General features: G+C 49.4%; 17 protein-coding genes. 14 read left to right on the top strand and 3 right to left on the bottom strand.

What is annotated here, in order from left to right:
* The first annotated feature begins 151 nt into the window (after window positions 1-151).
* Window positions 152-1,297 carry an MGDG synthase family glycosyltransferase gene (locus D3P09_RS01040; RefSeq protein ID WP_243643867.1) on the top strand — a complete coding sequence of 382 codons (1,146 nt, stop codon included), beginning with the start codon at window positions 152-154 and terminating at the stop codon, window positions 1,295-1,297.
* Here the strand turns inward: D3P09_RS01040 and D3P09_RS01035 are convergent.
* Together D3P09_RS01035 and D3P09_RS27475 are read right to left on the bottom strand one after the other, a co-directional pair.
* Window positions 1,294-1,833: an AAA family ATPase gene (locus D3P09_RS01035; RefSeq protein ID WP_120106398.1), complete on the bottom strand. Its 540-nt coding sequence runs from the start codon at window positions 1,831-1,833 to the stop codon at window positions 1,294-1,296. The two genes, D3P09_RS01040 and D3P09_RS01035, sit on opposite strands and share 4 nt — an antisense overlap.
* Window positions 1,834-1,916: 83 nt before the next feature.
* Window positions 1,917-2,171, bottom strand: a complete 255-nt coding sequence (locus tag D3P09_RS27475) for a hypothetical protein (RefSeq protein ID WP_165867269.1) — start codon at window positions 2,169-2,171, stop codon at window positions 1,917-1,919.
* On the opposite strand from D3P09_RS27475, the gene D3P09_RS01030 reads away from it, so the two are divergent.
* From D3P09_RS01030 to fabI, 3 genes are all read left to right on the top strand, one after another.
* Window positions 2,146-3,477, top strand: coding sequence for a protoglobin domain-containing protein (locus tag D3P09_RS01030; RefSeq protein WP_165867268.1), 1,332 nt, complete (start codon window positions 2,146-2,148; stop codon window positions 3,475-3,477). The two genes, D3P09_RS27475 and D3P09_RS01030, sit on opposite strands and share 26 nt — an antisense overlap.
* Window positions 3,478-3,620: 143 nt before the next feature.
* Window positions 3,621-3,962, top strand: coding sequence for a DUF2512 family protein (locus tag D3P09_RS01025; protein ID WP_120106394.1), 342 nt, complete (start codon window positions 3,621-3,623; stop codon window positions 3,960-3,962).
* Between the two features lie 319 nt (window positions 3,963-4,281).
* Window positions 4,282-5,058 (top strand): enoyl-ACP reductase FabI, encoded by a 777-nt coding sequence (gene fabI / locus D3P09_RS01015; protein WP_120106392.1) that lies wholly within the window; start codon window positions 4,282-4,284, stop codon window positions 5,056-5,058.
* 420 nt (window positions 5,059-5,478) lie between these two features.
* On the opposite strand, the gene D3P09_RS01010 is transcribed toward fabI, so the two are convergent.
* Entirely contained in the window at window positions 5,479-6,030 is a 552-nt protein-coding gene (locus tag D3P09_RS01010) for an RNA polymerase sigma factor (RefSeq protein WP_165867267.1), read from the bottom strand.
* A 163-nt stretch (window positions 6,031-6,193) separates the two neighbouring features.
* Between D3P09_RS01010 and D3P09_RS01005 the strand changes: the two genes are divergently transcribed.
* The 10 genes from D3P09_RS01005 (at window position 6,194) to D3P09_RS00960 (ending at window position 17,877) form a co-directional block, all read left to right on the top strand.
* The gene (locus D3P09_RS01005; RefSeq protein WP_120106388.1) at window positions 6,194-6,910 is read left to right on the top strand and encodes a response regulator transcription factor; all 717 of its coding nucleotides are present in this window, start codon (window positions 6,194-6,196) and stop codon (window positions 6,908-6,910) included.
* The gene (locus D3P09_RS01000) at window positions 6,907-8,361 is read left to right on the top strand and encodes a sensor histidine kinase (RefSeq protein WP_120106386.1); all 1,455 of its coding nucleotides are present in this window, start codon (window positions 6,907-6,909) and stop codon (window positions 8,359-8,361) included. Before D3P09_RS01005 ends, D3P09_RS01000 begins: the two co-directional genes overlap by 4 nt.
* Window positions 8,354-9,541, top strand: coding sequence for a hypothetical protein (locus tag D3P09_RS00995; protein WP_133304956.1), 1,188 nt, complete (start codon window positions 8,354-8,356; stop codon window positions 9,539-9,541). The genes D3P09_RS01000 and D3P09_RS00995 overlap by 8 nt, the downstream gene beginning before the upstream one ends.
* Window positions 9,542-9,862: 321 nt before the next feature.
* Window positions 9,863-10,552, top strand: a complete 690-nt coding sequence (locus tag D3P09_RS00990) for an ABC transporter ATP-binding protein (protein ID WP_120106382.1) — start codon at window positions 9,863-9,865, stop codon at window positions 10,550-10,552.
* A gap of 12 nt (window positions 10,553-10,564) precedes the next feature.
* A complete protein-coding gene (locus D3P09_RS00985) occupies window positions 10,565-11,911 on the top strand; it encodes an ABC transporter permease (RefSeq protein ID WP_120106381.1) in 1,347 nt (448 codons plus the stop codon).
* Window positions 11,912-11,955: 44 nt separating this feature from the next.
* A complete protein-coding gene (locus D3P09_RS00980) occupies window positions 11,956-13,041 on the top strand; it encodes an efflux RND transporter periplasmic adaptor subunit (RefSeq protein WP_120106379.1) in 1,086 nt (361 codons plus the stop codon).
* 202 nt (window positions 13,042-13,243) lie between these two features.
* On the top strand, window positions 13,244-13,681 hold the full coding sequence (locus tag D3P09_RS00975; protein WP_120106377.1) for an RrF2 family transcriptional regulator: 438 nt from the start codon (window positions 13,244-13,246) through the stop codon (window positions 13,679-13,681).
* A 211-nt stretch (window positions 13,682-13,892) separates the two neighbouring features.
* Complete coding sequence (locus D3P09_RS00970) at window positions 13,893-14,516, top strand: FMN-dependent NADH-azoreductase (RefSeq protein WP_120106375.1); 624 nt, start codon at window positions 13,893-13,895, stop codon at window positions 14,514-14,516.
* A 424-nt stretch (window positions 14,517-14,940) separates the two neighbouring features.
* Window positions 14,941-16,050 carry a ribosome small subunit-dependent GTPase A gene (gene rsgA / locus D3P09_RS00965; RefSeq protein WP_120106373.1) on the top strand — a complete coding sequence of 370 codons (1,110 nt, stop codon included), beginning with the start codon at window positions 14,941-14,943 and terminating at the stop codon, window positions 16,048-16,050.
* Between the two features lie 138 nt (window positions 16,051-16,188).
* Window positions 16,189-17,877: a sigma-70 family RNA polymerase sigma factor gene (locus tag D3P09_RS00960; protein ID WP_165867266.1), complete on the top strand. Its 1,689-nt coding sequence runs from the start codon at window positions 16,189-16,191 to the stop codon at window positions 17,875-17,877.
* Window positions 17,878-17,922 lie beyond the last annotated feature (45 nt).

The raw sequence follows: 17,922 nt of genomic DNA, 5'->3' as shown, positions 1-17,922 counted from the left end.
ACCTCAGCCGGTTAAGAGTTCATCATGGAAGGGCTATAATAGCCATATTGATAGAGTAAGAGCGATTCAGATTCGGATGGAAGACGGCGCCCGGCTCCAAGATGCGTCCGCGTTGGCAGCGTCTCATCACTTATTAGGAGGACGAAAGATCATGAAGCAAGAGAAAATATTGATTTTGTCCGGGACGCTGGGCGACGGACATATGCAAGCGGCGAAGGCCATTGTAGAGGCGTCGGAGATATGCAAGCCGGGAATGTCGGTCAAGGTTATTGATCTTATGGAATGGATTCATCCGCGGATGCATGTTATTGAACGTTATTGTTTCCTGCAAGGGGTGAAGCATCTGCCGTCGCTATACGGATTTCTGTACCAGAAAACGCGCGAGGCGACCCCGCTCACCGCGTTGCTCAAGAAATTCCGGCAATCCAGCCTTCATCGGCTGCTGGAGCTGATTCAGCAGGAACGGCCTACCGTGCTTGTGAGCACGTTCCCGCCCGCATCCGCAGCACTGTCGGTGTTGAAGGAAAAGAAGATGACATCGCTCACTGCCGTGACGATCATTACCGACCATTCGGATCACAGCTACTGGATTCACCCTCATACGGATTTGTACCTGGTTGGTTCGCAGGAGGTTGGGGAGGCACTGCTGAAGAAGAATGTTCCGCTTCATAAAATCGTCGTAACGGGCATTCCCGTGCGTCCTTCCTATAATAATAAGCCTAGCTGCAAGAAGCAGCTGCGCGAGAAGCTGGGCCTGGATCCTTCCGCTTTTGTCGTGATGGTCATGGGCGGAGGCTTCGGGATGATTAAGGGTACATTCATCGAGCAGTTGAAATCCAATCAATTCCCGCCCCATGTGCAGTTCGTATTCGTCTGCGGCCGCAATGTGAAGCTGCTGCACCGGATGAGCGAAGCGCTTGAGGGACGTCGTAATGTCCTGCTGAAAGGGTATATCGATGGCATTCAAGATTGGATGGCTTGTGCGGATGTGCTTATTACGAAGCCGGGCGGCCTTACAACTTCCGAGGCGCAGGCGCTGCAGCTGCCAATGATGCTGTTCGAGTCAACGCTTGGCCAGGAGCTGGATAATGCGAATTATTTGACGAGCAAGGGCGTTGCAGTATGGTGCGAGGAAGATCGACTGCCTGAGCAGCTCCAGCGATTGATGGATAATCCAGCCATGCTGCAAGCCATGAGAGAGAAGGCGGGCAGAAGCAGGCAGCAGCATGCCGCTATCCATGCGGTCAGACAGATTATGAGCCAATCCGCGCCTGCAGTGAAGTACGGATATGTCTAAGCTTCGAACAGCAAGCCCTCCGTATGGACGCGATTCCATATTTCATCCGCCGTCTGCTGGGGCGATAGGCTGGACGTATCCAGCCATAACCCCAATTTGGGCGTGTCTTGCTGCAATAGGCGGTTCAAACCAGCTACGGACCAGAGGCCGTAGCCTTTTTTGCTGCGCTCAGCTTCCCTGCGGAGAATTGTTTCTTCACTCGGTGCCAATACGACCAGATAAAGCGGCCTGTTCTTTATATAGGAAACAAACTGCGAGAGAGCAGGTCCAACGATAACGTCTTGTACGATCACGGCGAAACCTGCCGCGCTATAGCCGTCTGCCGCCGCCGCTGTAAGGCGGTAACGCAGATCGAGCTGACTAAGCGCTTCATTAGACGGCTCGGGCAGCATTTCCTCCCGGCCCCTCACAATCATTCTTCGAAATAAATCACCGCGCAAGTGTACGGACCGGTCAAACCTCTGAGCCAGCAGTTCAGCTACAGTCGACTTTCCGCTTGCCATCACTCCGGTGATCATATAAATGCCAGCTGACATCTTTTTTCCTCCATTTCACACATGCCTCAATTTTAACATGAGCATTCCCTTCACCCTGATCCTTCCATGGTTCAGTACTCCCATTAAAAGTAATCCGCAAACAGAACTGGTGACATCTGATGGAATGCCTTCTTTTCAGGCAGGGCGCGGCTTAAGAAGTTCTTTAAATCTTCACATATTATGGCTTTGCATGTCAAACGAGCACCAATAAAATCCATTACAATGATAGAGGTCTTATCATGATCGAAGAAAGCTGCGCCAACGCCCGTTTCTGTACGTACATCACCAATGAGCATAGGAGTAGGGGAATATATGAAAAAATGCCCGTTTTCGGCCATTTCAAGCCAGCTGATGGGAAGGAAGAATACGCTCGGGCTGCCCGATTGGAAGGAGTCTGAGCCGTCGCTTGATGCGGTCATTTGTATCGACGATCCGGTTATCGTGAAGCAGCTGGAGATGATTGAATTGACGCTGGATGACATCCGGCTTGCAAAATCGCTACAAGCATTGATTGAGCGCCATATCGATACGATTGTCGATACCTTCTATCAGACCATTACGAATGTGGATCAACTGAAAGACATTATTGTGGAGAACAGCACCATCGAGCGGCTCCAATTCACGTTGAAAGCCCATTTGATTGAGATGTTCAGCGGCCATATCGACGAGGATTTCCTGAAGAAGCGGCAGCGTGTAGCCAGCGTGCACTACCGGATCGGCCTCGAGCCGAAGTGGTATATGGGCGCTTTTCAAAACTTGCAGGATACGCTTCTGAATTTGGTATACCGCCATGTCGAGGATCGTGAGCAGCTTATCCGCATCAGCACTGTGATTACGAAAATTCTCAATTTCGAGCAGCAAATTGTGCTTGAGGCCTACGAGAAGGAAAATGTGCGTCAACGAGAGCTCCAATATGAACGGGTGAAGGAGGAGCTCAAGCATAAGATAACGGTTGTGAGCGAAGACATGACGGTTATTGCCGAGCAGACGAGAGCGTCTGTCCAGCATCTGGTTGCCAGCAGCGCCGATGTCAACGGCTCCGTGCATCGCGGTGCGGAGGCGTCCAGACATACTCAGGCGCTTGCGGCGGAAGGCCAAACCAAGCTTGCCGCATTGGAGGCAAGCATCGCGTCTATTCTGATGCGAACAAGCTCAATGGACGAGGTCGTGAAGCAGCTGAACCAATCGGTTCAGGAAATCGGGCAAGTCGTCAGCTTGGTGCAGGATATTGCGGTTCAGACGAACCTGCTGGCGCTCAACTCTGCCATTGAAGCAGCTAGAGCGGGAGAGCACGGACGCGGATTTGCGGTAGTGGCCCAAGAGGTGCGCAAGCTGTCAGATCAGACGAAGCAGTCCGTCACCCAGATTCATGCTTACATCGTGCAAACGCGCGAGTATTCGGAGAAGGTGGCCGCATCCATCACTGAGGTTCACAGCATCGTTCAAGACAGCAAGTCGGAGTCGGAGGCGACAGAGGTTGCCTTTCAGCATATTGTGCAGTCCATGTCGAGCAGCCTCGCCACTGTCGAGACGGTTGAGCAGGGGATGAAGGCGCTTGTGCAGACGATTGAAGAGATTGGACAAGCGACCGATAAGGTTGTGGACTCGGCGGCGACGCTTCATCAAGCGGCGCAGCAAGCATAATGAAAATCTTTGTTCGAAGCAAGAAGCCTTTTTTTAAGGCTTCTTTTTTGTGTCGTCAATCGGATAAGGATGAAAGCTGCTGAAAGGTGGGACGCTATGCAAGTGTATTCTGGGAAGGGGAAAAAGTGAAAGGAGGAATAAGAATGGCCAATTTTTTATTAAAGTGGATTATTAACGGGGCCATTGTTGTTACGCTGCTGCTATATTATTCCCAAGCGACGTTGTGGGGCGCTTTGTGCGCTGCAACGGCGTTAACAGTCATTGCTTATGTTGCAGGCGACCAGCTGCTGCTTCGCGCGACCAATAATTTGTTCGCTACGATATCGGATTTTGTGTTGGCAGCCGTATATCTATATGCTGTTGCTTATCTGTTCAATTGGACTTTAAGCATGGGTGAAATTGTTACGATTTCGTTGATTCTGTCAATTGCTGAATGGTACCTTCATCGTTACGTATTTAATGAAGAACTTGAAGCGCCTGCTTAATTAATTTGATATCTTGACTACAAAGGAGCTAGGGTATAAGTATTATTACAAAGAGGAATTGATTAACGTCATCAAGCCGGATCAGCCGGACCCGGCAGCCGCCTGCTGGATTTCCTGTACCGCAAATGCCTGAAATGCCGAATGAACATAGCCCTGGCTTGGCGGATATGTACCGATAATTTGAAGCAACCCGTTGCCCAGTGGCAGCGGTTTTTTTCATGATGAAGCATCGAATTGACACGTGGCTTAAAAACGATTACGATAAAATTAGTACTAGGTACTAAAAGAGTTCTGATCAATGGATCAGAGGAGGTACAGCATGCACGGATTAATGAATGGCAAAACGATTGTTGTGATGGGCGTGGCCAATAGCCGAAGCTTGGCTTGGGGCGTAGCGAAAGCGCTGCATTCACAAGGCGCAAAGCTTATATTTACGTATAGGAAAGAGCGTTCCTATCTGAAGCTGCAGGAGCTGCTGCAGGAGAACAATATAGAACCGCTGATGTGCGTGGCCTGCGATGCGAACGATGATGGAAGCATCGAAGGCGCATTCCAGGAAATCAAGAAAAAATCCGGCATTATCCACGGCCTTGTGCATTCTATCGCATTTGCGGACAGGGAGGATTTGAAAGGCGGCTACATCGACACGACGCGGGAGGGCTATACGCTGGCTCAGCATTCCAGTGCATATTCGCTGGTTGCCGCAGCAAGAGCGGCGAGTCCGCTGATGACAGAAGGCGGAAGCATCGTTACCCAGTCCTACATCGGCGCCGAGCGCGTCGTCAAAAATTATAACGTGATGGGTGTCGCCAAAGCGGCGCTCGAAGCAAGCGTCAGATATTTGGCAGAGGATTTAGGGAAGCTTGGCATCCGCGTTAATACGGTGTCGGCAGGACCGATCCGCACTTTGTCTGCCAAAGGCGTATCCGGCTTTAACGATATTATGACGACCATAGAGGAGAAGGCGCCGCTTCGACGCAATATCGACCAGGATGAAGTAGGGGACGCCACTCTATTCCTGCTAAGCGACTTAGCGCGCGGCGTTACCGGGGAAGTGCTGCATGTCGATGCTGGCTATCATATTATGGGGATGTAGCTGAAGCTGCCTCCTTTGTTTTTTATAGAGAGTAAGCTGCTCCTTTATGTCGACTAGCAATCAAACTCTGCTTCATCATACTCTTATATCTGTTTTGGATGCGCGCTGTATCCTCAGCGAATCAGGTCGTGGTTACGACCGGACCGTTCCAGCAGCCCTATTATCCAGAGTTTCATAAATGGCTGCTCCCTGATCGAGCAGTTGCATACTTCGAAGTATAGAAATCCGGATCAAATATAGCTGTCAACAAGTTGGCATTCAATTTTAATAGGTAATTCCAATAAAACGGGAATCAGTAATAAATTGGCTTGAAAGGCCGCCTTCGGATTTAACAATGAAGGTGGCCTTTCATAATTTGGTTTAGTTATCCGTATCCATTAAGCGAAGTGAGGGAGTCAATTCTTTCAATTCATACACATCTCAGCGCTGCTCAACGATGGGACGCTTGATCGGCTGATGCAGCCTTCGATTCGCCAACCCCATACGGTTCCTGTACCAGCCGCTATGACTACGAATACGCTTAACAGCGTGAAATAGCGACATGCGCACCAAACTCTCGCTCTTGTTTACCAAGGTGGCGGTCTCTTTGATCGAGTAACCATGGAGCAATCGCAGCTCCAATATTTGGCGATGTGCGCGGTTAACCACCAGCGAAACGATTTCCTCAATCCCCTCGAGCACTTCCAACTCATACACATCGTTGTGCTGAACTTTGAGCTCAGCCTGCTGTAGTTTCACCTTGGTGCGCATTCCCTTGCGCAGCGAATCAATCGCCAGATTGCGGGCGATTACGCGTAAGTAAAGAAACAAATTTTCCTCCGGCACGCTGTTAGCCGTTTTCAGCAGTCGAATGTAACACTCTTGAGCCAGATCTTCGGCATCATGGAGATTTTCAGTGATTTTTACTAGATATCGGGTAATATCTGTTTTATAGTTGGCATATGCGTCTCGAAATACATTCTCGTCCAACATTGCTGGTTTACACCTCTTTGAGATATCAGTTCTATTCGACAGCATTTATGTGCAACTCCAATTAATAACTCTATTGTATTCGAAATTTGTATCGATCGTAGTGTAACTTGTATCGTAGATGTAACATGTTTACTGACTTGGCTATTTGGGAGAGTGACGGGAATTGAGACCGAAACAATTGCTTATTATTGAAGACGAGGACGCCATCCGAGATCTATTGAATTATTCATTGGCTAAGGAGGGGTTCATCATAAGATGCGCCGCCACCGGCGCTGAAGGGCTGAAGGCTGCGGAAGTGGAGCGCCCCGATCTGGTGCTGCTCGACTTGATGCTGCCTGACGTCAGTGGCTTTGATCTGTGCCGCAGGCTGTCCGCCGAAAGGAAGATTCCGGTCATTATGATTACAGCCAAGTCGGAAATGGTCGACAAGGTGCTGGGTATGGAATTGGGAGCTGACGATTATATTACAAAGCCGTTTGATATTCGGGAGGTAATCGCCCGGATTCGTGCGATTTTCCGACGCATTGAGCAAATTAGCCAGAGCATGGTGAGCCATTCCGGGAAGGTGCTGCATCTGGGTGCACATGTTGAGATTCGCAAGGACGAACGGGAGGTGTGGAGCCGTGGCGTGAAAGTCGAACTAACCAACAAAGAATTCGAACTGCTGCTGTACCTGTCTGAACACAGTCGTAAAGTGTTCACCCGCGGCGAACTGCTGGACAAGGTGTGGGGGTTCGAATTTCCAGGCGATACACGTACGGTCGATCTTCATGTGCAGCGTATCCGCAAAAAGCTGGATGCCGGCTCGGGCGCTGCAGGCTCTGTGATCGAGACGGTATTCGGAGTCGGTTACCGACTTGATGCCGAGGTGCGACTGTGAAATGGACGATCCAGTTCAAGCTGGTGTCGATCTTCTCTGCAATCGTGTTTGTCGGCCTCTCCACTTTGCTTATTATCTCTTATAATGTAGCGGAGCAAAATATGCATCGCTTGATTCACGATAACATGCTAGATGTCAAGAAGAACCTGGACATCGCCATCAATCAGTATTTTTTGGTGCGCAACAAACGGATAAGCGAAGCTTCGCTTGATGCCGAGAAGAATCGGCTGGCTCGGGAGGTCGGTTCAGTCGTCGACGGCAGTCTCGCTTTCTACAGCCCGGACGGCAAACCGCTTAGCAGCACCGCAAGAGCAATGCCTGCTGATGCACTCGACTTGAACGCTGCAATGAACAACCAGATCGCGTACAACACCTCAATAAAGAACAAACGTGTGGTGGTGACGCTCTCCTTTCCATTGGAGACAGGTGGTAGTATCCTCGGCATCGTCAGATACCAGAAGGAATATACACACCTCTATCTGCGCAATTTACGGTTTCAGGAGACGATCAAAGGATTCGCCGCAGCAATATTCGTCTTCATCACCATCGCAGCGGCAATTATGGCGCGCGCGCTTACACAACCGATCCGCCAGCTTACCAGGCGTTCTGCCGAGGTTGCACAAGGCAATCTGAATGTCGTAATCGATCCTTCCACCAGAGATGAGATTGGCGAACTGGCTGTCAGCTTCAAGGTGATGATGGATCGAATTCGAGCGCAGATTGATGTAATCGAGCGGGAACGTGATGAGGTGAGGTACGTTCAGGTTCGCAGCAAGGCATTCTTCGACAATGTAACACACGAGTTGAAGACGCCACTCACAACGATTTTGGGATATGCGCAGATTGTGAAAGACAACGGATTTAACGATCCGGCTTTTTTCAATAAAGGTCTGGAGCATATCATAAAGGAGAGCAATCGGCTTAACCGGCTTGTCGTTGATATTTTGGAGTTGTCGACTGCAGCGCCTCCCGAATATGAATACCGCATGGATATCGTCGATCTGGCCGACGTGGTTCGAGAGGCGTGTGAGGATATGCTGGTAAAAGGGGCTAAATACAACATCTCCATCAATTATGAGTTGCAGGATATGCTCATCATGCAAGGGGACAGAGACAAACTGAAGGAGGTACTGCTAAATCTGCTCGACAATTCGATCAAATACGGCCATGTCGACTCGGTCATCACCGTCACCGCTTGCCGCGTTGCCGGAGAATACATCCTGTCAGTCGTCGATCGGGGCGAGGGCATTGCGCCGGAGGCACTGGAGCATGTGTTCGAACCCTTCTACCGAAGCGATGACGCGGTACGCAATGAGAAGGGCAGCTCAGGGCTCGGCTTGTCGATTGTGCAGAGCATTGTCAAGCAGCACGGCGGGACGATCAGCATGAACAGCCGCTTGAAGGAAGGATCTACAGTTACCGTTCGCTTCCCGGAGGTGCGTCATGAATAGTCCCGTACGTTCACGGTTGTGGCGCAGCCAGCGTGATCTGTTGCTGCTTGGCTTTATTCTGCTCATATTTGTCGGCGGCATTTACTGCATCGGCGACTTGTACCAACAAGGCAAGGATGGCTCGCAATTAACTACCATTTCCAAAGAGGAAGTGGAGAATCAGCTGCAGGCAATGCCGAACAATACGTTTCGGATTGATTCGGTCGTTCGGCTGTATCTCGATTACCCGGTGTACGCCTTCGATGTAGCGGATGAGCGCACCGTCATTTTGAATCGCCCTTCCAGCGCGTTCAGCGGAATCAAGCTGTCCAGGCTGCAGGTGGAGGACAACGAACTGGCGGATATTGCGGACAATGTGGAATTTGGCGTTGTGTTGTCGCCGGATCGCAATCAATTACTCTATACCCAGTATGACAAGGATTCGGATAACCAGCATAATTACATGTACCAGTTGAAGGACAAACATATCATTGAAACGCACCATTTTCCCAACGAGCCGCTTGTATATGCCGGGAAAAATCAACTAATAGGCTTCAACGGCAACAACTTTACATTATTTGAGACAAACGGCAGCTCGTCTGCTACCTTGCAGCAGACGTATGGTTATGATGAGATGGTAAGTATGATCGCAGACATCAGCGAGCAAATCTCGCCGGATGAAATCTTCATTATGATTGATATGACAGCAGTCGACCCGGAAGGATCGTCGCAGAGCGGATTCTATGTATTGGCTCAGGTTGGCGAGCGCTCTGGCATCTATCGTTTTCATGTCAGCGGCGACGAGAAGCAGGTAGAAGAGATCATCGTCAGCACCTATCTGCAGCAGTTTAACTTTTACGGTGACACAAGTATGCTGTTGCAAGGTACCATCGGCGACACCACCGGCCTGTATAGCTTTAACCTGGAAGACCGCTCCTATAAGCTGCTGAAGGAAGGAGACATCTGGAATTATGCCATCGACGATGGATACTCTCGCATCGCTTACTTGACAGGGAAGGATAACCGGAATAATGAGCTTCATGTCGCTTACCTTGAGGACGAAGTGCTCGTATCCGACACGGTTATTTATCGCAATATCGACAATCTGTTCATGCTTTCCTGGTATGACAAATATCTGTTCGCTACCAGCTACGCCATTAACCAGACTGAATTGTACCGCTTCACCTTGAGCGGCTGGTAACCACATGTTGCAAGCGCCAAAAATCAGGTACGTCTTCACCTTCACCATTCACGCTTGTCAGGGAGCTGATACTTCCGACAAGCGTTTTTTTGTCTGCTACGTCATTTCATCCTTTCATATGTTACAAATTGGATACAACCTTGTCAGCAACCGATACATCTGGCTCGTATAATTAAGACAGAATTTAACTCTTGGGCCGATGCGCCGGACCCTAAAGTTTCGCTATCGTCGGTATTCTCGCCATATGTACATTCCCTTGAATTGTCCAGAAATTTCTATCTGTACGATATCGCTTTTTTTATTCAGAAAGGAATGATGTTAATGCTGCAAGTTGAACAGGTGTCGCATTCGTTTCGCAATGCAGGCGGTGTAATACCTGTACTAAAGGATATCAATTTAACGGTAAGCGCAGGCGAGATGGTGGCACTTCTCGGCAGTTCCGGCTCCGGCAAGTCAACGCTGCTCCATTTGATGGCTGGATTCATGAAGCCGGACACCGGCAGCATTCGAATCGCCGGACAAGATATTGTCAAGCTGAGCGAGAATCAGCTCGCCGAGTACCGTCGCTTCCATATCGGATACATTTTCCAATCCTATGAGCTAATTCCAAACCTGACGATACGTGAAAATGTAGAACTGCCTTTGTTGTTCCTTCGCGTCTCTCCATCTAAACGCAAGAAGAAGGCAATGGAACTGTTGGCGCAGGTAGGGTTGACCGACAAATCCGGCCTGTTTCCATCCCAGTTGTCCGGCGGACAGCAGCAGCGGGTGAGCATCGCGCGCGCTCTCATAACAGAGCCGTCCGTCATCTTCGCCGATGAGCCGACGGGCAATCTGGATACAAGCACCGAGGAAGAAGTGTTGGCTATACTGCATCGGCTGAACACTGATCTGAGAACCACTTTTATCATCGTAACGCACGAAGCAGAGGTTGCGGCGCAAATGGGTCGCACGATTACGCTGCAGCAGGGGCATCTGGTGGACAATCGCCAATCCCCGATTGCAATGTGAGGAGGAAGCAGCTTGAGACCGAATGACTTGCTGCGGATGGCTTGGGGACAAATTAGCCGAAGAAAGGTTGTTACGCTGCTATGCATGATCGGTCTGTCCGTCGGTTGCGCTGCGATCATCCTGGCGATCAGCATCAGCAGTTCAGCGCAGGCACAGAGCATCGCCGAGATGAACCGGACTTACAAAATGGATGAGATTACTGTTTCGGCTAAAACAGTAGGAGGCCGTAACTCCGGCTCTGCATTCGACCGCGGCGCAATGACGATGCAGAAGCTGGATGTCATTAAACGGCTGCCGCATGTGACAGCCGTTCTGCCGCAAGTGAATGTGCCGCTGTTGGAGATGTACACTATGGAGGACAAAAGCGTTGATGTACAGGTCATCGGCACCGATCTGACGATGCTCTCCCGATTCGGCTACGCGTTTGCCGAAGGTGGTGTGTCCACGATGCCAGATACAGTCGTTGCGAACTATGGCGCTTCCTTCGGCTTAATGGATCCGAAGACGAAAAAGGACTTGATTGAAAAGCTTTCTTCCGATCCCTATAATGACGAGCTTTACATGAAGTATGATGAGTTAGGTCGTAAACATACTAAACTGTTTCAACAGCAAATTCATTTTCGTCAGACCATGAATATCAACAACGCCAATGTCGTCAAATCCAGCTTGCCGCTGCGCATTCGAGGCGTTCTACAGGTCAAGGACGGCAGCAGCGAGGAATATTCCATCTATGACAAACAGCTCTATGTCTCACTGGACACGGCAATACTACTCAAGGAGCGGTTCGGCGACAACAGCGGTACCGTCGCAAAGCTCAAGCTTGACTCGTTGACAGTCAAGGTGGAAGACAAGCGTTATGTTGCACAGGTAGAGAGGTTGATCGGCAAGTTGTATTTGAATACACAGAGCAACCTGTTTCAAGAGAAAGTCATTCAAGAGAAGTTTGCCACTTTCAAGAAGACAACGCTCGGCATCGGCATTTTCATCCTGATGCTCGCTTCGCTTTCAATTTTCGTCGCGATGACGATGTCCACGCATCAACGTCGCAGGCAGATTGGCGTCATGAAAATATTGGGAGCCAATCTGTGGCAGATTCGCCAGCTATTCGTGGGGGAGGCGGCAGTACTGGGGCTGATGGGCGGCATCGCCGGGATTGCGATAGCCTATCTCGCCGTAGCGGGACTGAACCGGGCGGTCGCAACGGGATTACTGACGCTGAATGTGAAGGAAGTCAGCATATCGCTGTCCGTGTTGCCGGTCGGTATTGGATTTGCGCTTCTGACAGGCATTTTCACCGGCATCTATCCAGCCATCAGCGCCTCTCGAACCAATGCGCTTGAGGTCATCAAGAACGGTTAAACATACAGGACAATGGACAAATCACATTGAGAGGATCAAAAGTTATGAAGAAATGGATTACATGGATTGCAGTTGCAGTTGTCATGCTGGGCGCAGGCTACTTTATTTATGAAAAAAATAATACGTCAATAGAAATTATAGAATCCGAACCAGAACCTTCCATAACCTTCGAGACTACTCAGGAGACGTTAGCCGAGAAACTGACAGTGAAGGGTAAGGCCGCTTATACTGAGGAGACCGATGTGTTTGCGCCGCTGTCAGTAAATGTGCAGAGTTGGAATGTCAAGCATGGGCAGCGGGTCAAGAAAGGGGAGGTGCTGATGTCGCTTGACACGAAGGCGTTGATGAAAGAAATAAAAAATCTGGAGGCTGAGATTAAGAAATCTCGCATAGAAGCGAATTTGCAGCAGATCAACCTGCAGCAGTCCGTGGAAACCGAAGCCGTCGGCAACATGACAACAGGCGAGGAACGGAAAAAAGCATTTATCGACAGAGAGAGCAAGAAGCTGACTGAAAAACTGAATGAGGAAGTGCTGGCGCTGCGTGAAGAAGAATTGAAGGACAAGAGGGCTATGCTGGCGACGGCTACGGTCTACGCCCCGACTACTGGCGTATTCTTATTCACCGATACGAATCCGAAGACGCGTGCGCTGACCGAGGGACAACTGTTCGGCAAGATCGTCAACACTGAGAAGCTGCAGTTTGTCACAAACGTTTCGGAGCAGGACATTTTTAAAATCAAGGAGGGCATGCAGGTCCAAGTCAACATGAGCGGACAAAAAGATAAAACATCTACAGGCGCGATCACTCAGGTCTCCCTGTTCCCCAAGCAAGCCTCAGCCACAGATGGCTCTCAAGCTTCGCAATTTGAGGTTGTGATTGAACTGGAATCCAGTGATTGGCTCATTGGCGGTCTGACACTGGAGGGACAGATTGAGACGCAGCGCAAGGAGAATGCGATCGTTGTACCGACTCTGGCCGTCATGCGAGATCAGGAGCAGCCGTATGTGATGATAAACGACAGTATCGGCCAACCTAAGCGGCGAATTATTAAGACCGGGCTGGAAGTTGACGACAAGACAGAGGTGTTGATGGGACTTCGCGCCGGGGAGACCGTTGTTTTGCCATAAACACGTAGTATCATGAAGAGGTGATTTTTGGTAATATCAACCAATAAATTAATGCTGTTGTCGTAAAAAGAAAGCAACACAGTTGTTATTAAATTGTTCTTTGAATACTTCTATGATTACATAGTCATTTCATTATATAATAGGGACTAAGAACTAATGGCATGCCATCAGGTGCATATGCGTGACAAAGGAGCGTAGTGGAATGAGTATTACGAACCGCGGAATCCATATTGGACCGCCACGATTCAAGATAGCCGTTCATGCGGTCATTTGGCTTGCCAAGAGCGGAGGCGTGTTATCCAGCGCCAGAATTGCATGCTTGGTCAAATCGCATGCGACCTTTATGCGCAGAGTGCTGCAATCGCTTGCTGCAGCCGGCATTGTCGAGTCCAAGGGCGGCCGAGAGGGAGGCTACGTTCTGCTCAAATGCCCAAACCAAATTACACTCGGCGATATCTATTATGCCGTCAATCAAGAAGTGCCGGAGCCGGAATTTGAGATGCAATGCGGCGATGCGGGAGAGCAATTGGATATTGAGCTTGAAAAAATCCTGTTCGAAACCGAACAGCAAACCATTAGTTATTTGCGGAAATATACAATCGAAGATGTAGCCAAACGAATTGATCATTGTACGCTTTGAGAACGCATTTGCCCCAGCGGCAGATGCGTTTTTTTGCTTTTCAGGGGAAATGTGATGAAAATGTGACAAAAACTCGGTTAATAACGATAAAAAAGCTACTTTCCTTAAATTAGTGTGCTTACACCAGTTGCAATTAGAAAATCGATGTTTTATACTGTGCTTTAGAAAGGCACAATATAAAAATGAATTTTGGATGAAGGGGCAGATAACCATGGCAAACGTTCTTTTTATTAAGGCCAACAACCGGCCGAGCGAGCAAGCAGTAAGTGTTCAGATGTATGACGCATTCCTTAAATCGTATAAGGAGGCTAACCCTTCCGATACAATCACTGAGCTGGATCTATTCCAGGAGAATCTGCCTTACTACGGCAACGAGGCGATTACAGGAACCTTCAAGCAGAACCAAGGTTTTGACCTGACGCCAAGCGAGCAAGCGGCAGCTGAGACAGCGAACCGTATTCTGGATCAATTCCTGGCGTCGGACAAAGTTGTCATTGCATTCCCGCTGTGGAACTATGTTGCTCCAGCACCGCTTACGAGCTACATGTCCTACATTGCGCAAGCAGGCAAAACGTTCAAGTACACGGCTGAAGGCCCGGTAGGACTTGTCGGCGACAAAAAAGTAGCTCTGCTGAACGCACGCGGCGGCGTTTACTCCTCCGGCCCAATGGCTGAGGTGGAAGCTGCGGTTAGACCGCTTCTAGGCGCTTTCGGATTGTTCGGCATCAAGCCGGAAGTCGTTGTTATTGAAGGCCATAACCAGTTCCAAGACAAATCGGCTCAAATTATTGCCGACGGATTGGCTGAGACAGCTAAGGTTGCAGCAGCGTTCTAATTGCCTGAACCTACGGACTTATATATTCATCAGCATCGAGAAAAAACCGCGTTTATCGCGGTTTTTTTGTTGTGCTGTGGTAAAGAATAACTATAACTGTGTTGTTGTTAGACATCAGATGGTTGCAGATCTATAATAAAAATCAACAAAACACGAGGAGGCTGTTGAATATGAGAAACTTGAACATGACGATCGTTCGATTCAGAAACTCCATATGCTTCGGCCCCTATAGAACTGTGCATTCTATTAGCTAAAAAAGAATGTAGTTTGTTGCTCTTATCCATCATGAGCAATGGAATTTATCAATCTTTATGCTAACGCCGCAGGTGAGCCGAGTTTGGCTTTCTGCGGTTTTTTTGATGCTGCCGCAGGAAAATTTCCTGCGGTTTTTTCGTGTTTATTTTTAAATAAAAGGAGAAACGAAATGACAACTCAACTTACAGATTATTTGCAAGCTTATGGTTGGAATGAACAATGGAGCAATAAAAGCGACGCCTGCTCTGAAAAGCTCGGAAAGGCAGCGCCGGCAAGGGTTATCGCCCAGTACTCCCATGCCTACAAGGTCATGTCTTCGAGCGGGGAACGATTGGCGAATGTATCTGGACGGTTCGAATTTCAAGCTGCAGGCAAAGGCGATTTTCCTGCTGTTGGCGACTGGGTAATGGCCGATATGCTGGATGAATCTCCGCCTCGGGCTGTGATTCAAGCTGTATTGCCCCGTCAGTCATCGATGGCGCGCAAGGTTGCCGGATCGATCCCGGATGAGCAGATTATCGGCGCCAATATGGATTTTTTGTTCATTACATTAGCAATGAATGGCGACTTTAATGTACGAAAGCTGGAGCGGTATCTGATCGCCGCTTGGGAAAGCGGAGCGACGCCTGTCGTCCTGCTAACGAAGTCAGATCTATGCGAGGATCCCGAGCGTTATATAGCAGAGGTGGAGGATATTGCTCCAGGTGTTCATGTGCATATGGTCAGCGCTTTGGAGAATCAGGGGAAGGATGCGCTTCTGAGTTATTTGAAGCCGGGCAGGACGGTTGCAGTCACGGGTTCTTCGGGAGTAGGCAAGTCGACGCTTCTGAACTGGCTGGCGGAGGATGAATGGCAATCAACTTCAGGAATCCGGGAAAGCGACGCAAGAGGCAGGCATACAACGACACATCGCGAGCTGTTCCTGCTTCCAAGCGGCGCATTGATGATGGATACTCCGGGTATGCGTGAGCTTCAGCTTTGGGATTCCGAAGAGGGCTGGCAGCAAGCTTTCTCAGATATTGAGGATTTGGCGGGCCGATGCCGGTTCCGGGATTGCAAGCATGAAGGGGAAGCGGGCTGTGCGGTGCAGGCGGCAATTCACAGCGGCGAATTGGATGGAGGCAGATACAGCAATTACAAGAAGACGGAGCGGGAGCTGGCAAGGCTGGCGCGGAAAGAGAACTCCACTCTGCGGCAGCGGGATAAGAAGCAAGCGGCGTCAAAAAACTCCCGGTCACGCGGCCATAAACGGAGATCGATGGAGGATTGGGGAGAGTAATTGGCTTGGCGATAAAGGATTTTTGGGAGAAAAAGACGAATATAGCTGGTAAATAAGTTGGTTATGTCCAATTGATTACACTCATGGCATCAATCAGATAGATCGGCCAAATCATCTTTGCTGAGGAGTGGCATGACCATGAAGGAAATTGTAATCGGTAAGTCCTTTCACACAGAAGACAACGAAAGCGAACTAATCGGGCGGGCGCAGAGCGGCGATCATGACGCCTTCAGCGAGCTGGTTCGCCGCCATCGTGCGAAAGCCCATCACTGGGCGAATGGCTTTGCCCAAGATCCGTATCTTGCTGAAGATATTGTGCAGGAAGCGCTGATGAAAGCATTTGTGCATCTAGGTACATTAGTGGATGTGACGCGTTTTCTTCCTTGGCTTCACCGAATTGTGCGCAACCAGGCGATGATGAAGTTGAGGCGTGGCGGTCCCTATCGTCATGAACAGCCCTTTACTAGCTTGGCGAGGCGAATTTCTGCAGATCAAGTGGACTGGGAAGATGTGGAGAGCATCATGACTTATATGATGAGCATTAGGATGCAAGAGGCAGGCTCGGTCTCTAATCCGGAGGAGCAAATCGTTCGCAAGGAAACAATGGAGACGATTCTAAACTTATTTACCTGCCTCAAGCCCCGGGAACGCGGGATTTTTGAAGCTTATTTTTTCCGGCAGCATTCTCCACAGGAAATTGCGGCTTTGTTCAATATGACAATGGGCAGCGTCTACAAATCACTGGCCAGAACGCGGCAGAAGCTTCAGCAAGAGAGAATCCGTGTGTTCATACAGGAGCATTTGATGAGAAGGAGAGACGAGAATGCCTCTTCCTCTAAAATACTTGAACGACCCAATATCTACACTCAGCGAATTGGCGACAGTCATTTCCTTGGATCGAGGCCATCGGTAACTTATTGCTTATGGGGAATGCTGCAGTATACCAATCAAAGGAATCTATCGCTTGCAGAAGTGAATGCTTTGACGGGTCAAGCGTTCAGTATCCACATCATAAAGGAAACGGTACATATCGGAGGTCCCTTCACGCTTGCCGGAGAAGCCTCGTTTAATCAACTGCTCTCCAATTTAGGATTTAAATTTAAGGTGCTGACTTATCTGCCTGCAAAGCCGAATACCGTCACTGATGTCATTCATACGGCTCACAGTTCCATTGATCGTGGACTTCCGGTTATCGTGTGGGATCTGTTCCATGCGGAATATGGCATAGTCTATGGCTACGATGATGATACGCAAAAGCTGAATGCGCTCGATAAGCTGCAGGAAAGCGAAGTGCCATATGATCAGATTGGAAAGGGGAAAACATCGGAGATCGGGCTTATTGCCATCCAAGAGGAATTTCCAATCGATCGAAAATCGGCACTGCTGAGTCTGCTAGATTCCGTCATGGAGCATGGCATCGATGCGGAGAGTCGTAACACGGGCGATGGCGAGCTAGTACGCGGACTTGCCGCCTATGACGCATGGATGGATGCTTTTCGAGGTGACCGGATTATCCCGTTCTTCAATGCTTATAACGCAGTTGTATATGCAGAGCTTCGCGGCTACGCCAGGGATTTCCTATTTGGCTTGTTGGATGACTCAGAATATGAACGGGATCGTGTATGGTTAGAGGTTGCTTGGAATTGCTACAAGACAACGGCCAATGCATTGTACGAGCTGTCGAGGTTATTCCCATTCCCTATGGGCGGTGATCCCAAGAATGAGCAGGCTGTCGAGAAAGCTATTTCCTTGCTTCGGCAAGCCAAGGAAGCGGAGCAGGAAGGGTTAATCGCTTTGGAGAAATGGCGGGATAGGTTGAAGAGTTGAAGCATTGATGATATGGGATTTTTTTCAACGTGTTTCTTCTAATGA

The sequence above is a fragment of the Paenibacillus pinisoli genome (assembly GCF_003605435.1).
In the GTDB taxonomy this organism is placed as follows: Bacteria; Bacillota; Bacilli; order Paenibacillales; family Paenibacillaceae; genus Pristimantibacillus; species Pristimantibacillus pinisoli.
Note: the sequence above shows the minus strand (reverse complement) of the source record. Positions and strands in the feature narration are given on the sequence as shown.

Coding starts and splice junctions, on each gene's coding strand:
- D3P09_RS01040 (WP_243643867.1), top strand. CDS start 152: ATGAAGCAAGAGAAAATATTGATTTTGTCCGGGACGCTGGGCGACGGA.
- D3P09_RS01035 (WP_120106398.1), bottom strand. CDS start 1,833: ATGTCAGCTGGCATTTATATGATCACCGGAGTGATGGCAAGCGGAAAG.
- D3P09_RS01030 (WP_165867268.1), top strand. CDS start 2,146: ATGAAAAAATGCCCGTTTTCGGCCATTTCAAGCCAGCTGATGGGAAGG.
- D3P09_RS27475 (WP_165867269.1), bottom strand. CDS start 2,171: ATGGCCGAAAACGGGCATTTTTTCATATATTCCCCTACTCCTATGCTC.
- D3P09_RS01025 (WP_120106394.1), top strand. CDS start 3,621: ATGGCCAATTTTTTATTAAAGTGGATTATTAACGGGGCCATTGTTGTT.
- fabI (WP_120106392.1), top strand. CDS start 4,282: ATGCACGGATTAATGAATGGCAAAACGATTGTTGTGATGGGCGTGGCC.
- D3P09_RS01010 (WP_165867267.1), bottom strand. CDS start 6,030: ATGTTGGACGAGAATGTATTTCGAGACGCATATGCCAACTATAAAACA.
- D3P09_RS00995 (WP_133304956.1), top strand. CDS start 8,354: ATGAATAGTCCCGTACGTTCACGGTTGTGGCGCAGCCAGCGTGATCTG.
- D3P09_RS00990 (WP_120106382.1), top strand. CDS start 9,863: ATGCTGCAAGTTGAACAGGTGTCGCATTCGTTTCGCAATGCAGGCGGT.
- D3P09_RS00980 (WP_120106379.1), top strand. CDS start 11,956: ATGAAGAAATGGATTACATGGATTGCAGTTGCAGTTGTCATGCTGGGC.
- D3P09_RS00975 (WP_120106377.1), top strand. CDS start 13,244: ATGAGTATTACGAACCGCGGAATCCATATTGGACCGCCACGATTCAAG.
- D3P09_RS00970 (WP_120106375.1), top strand. CDS start 13,893: ATGGCAAACGTTCTTTTTATTAAGGCCAACAACCGGCCGAGCGAGCAA.
- rsgA (WP_120106373.1), top strand. CDS start 14,941: ATGACAACTCAACTTACAGATTATTTGCAAGCTTATGGTTGGAATGAA.
- D3P09_RS00960 (WP_165867266.1), top strand. CDS start 16,189: ATGAAGGAAATTGTAATCGGTAAGTCCTTTCACACAGAAGACAACGAA.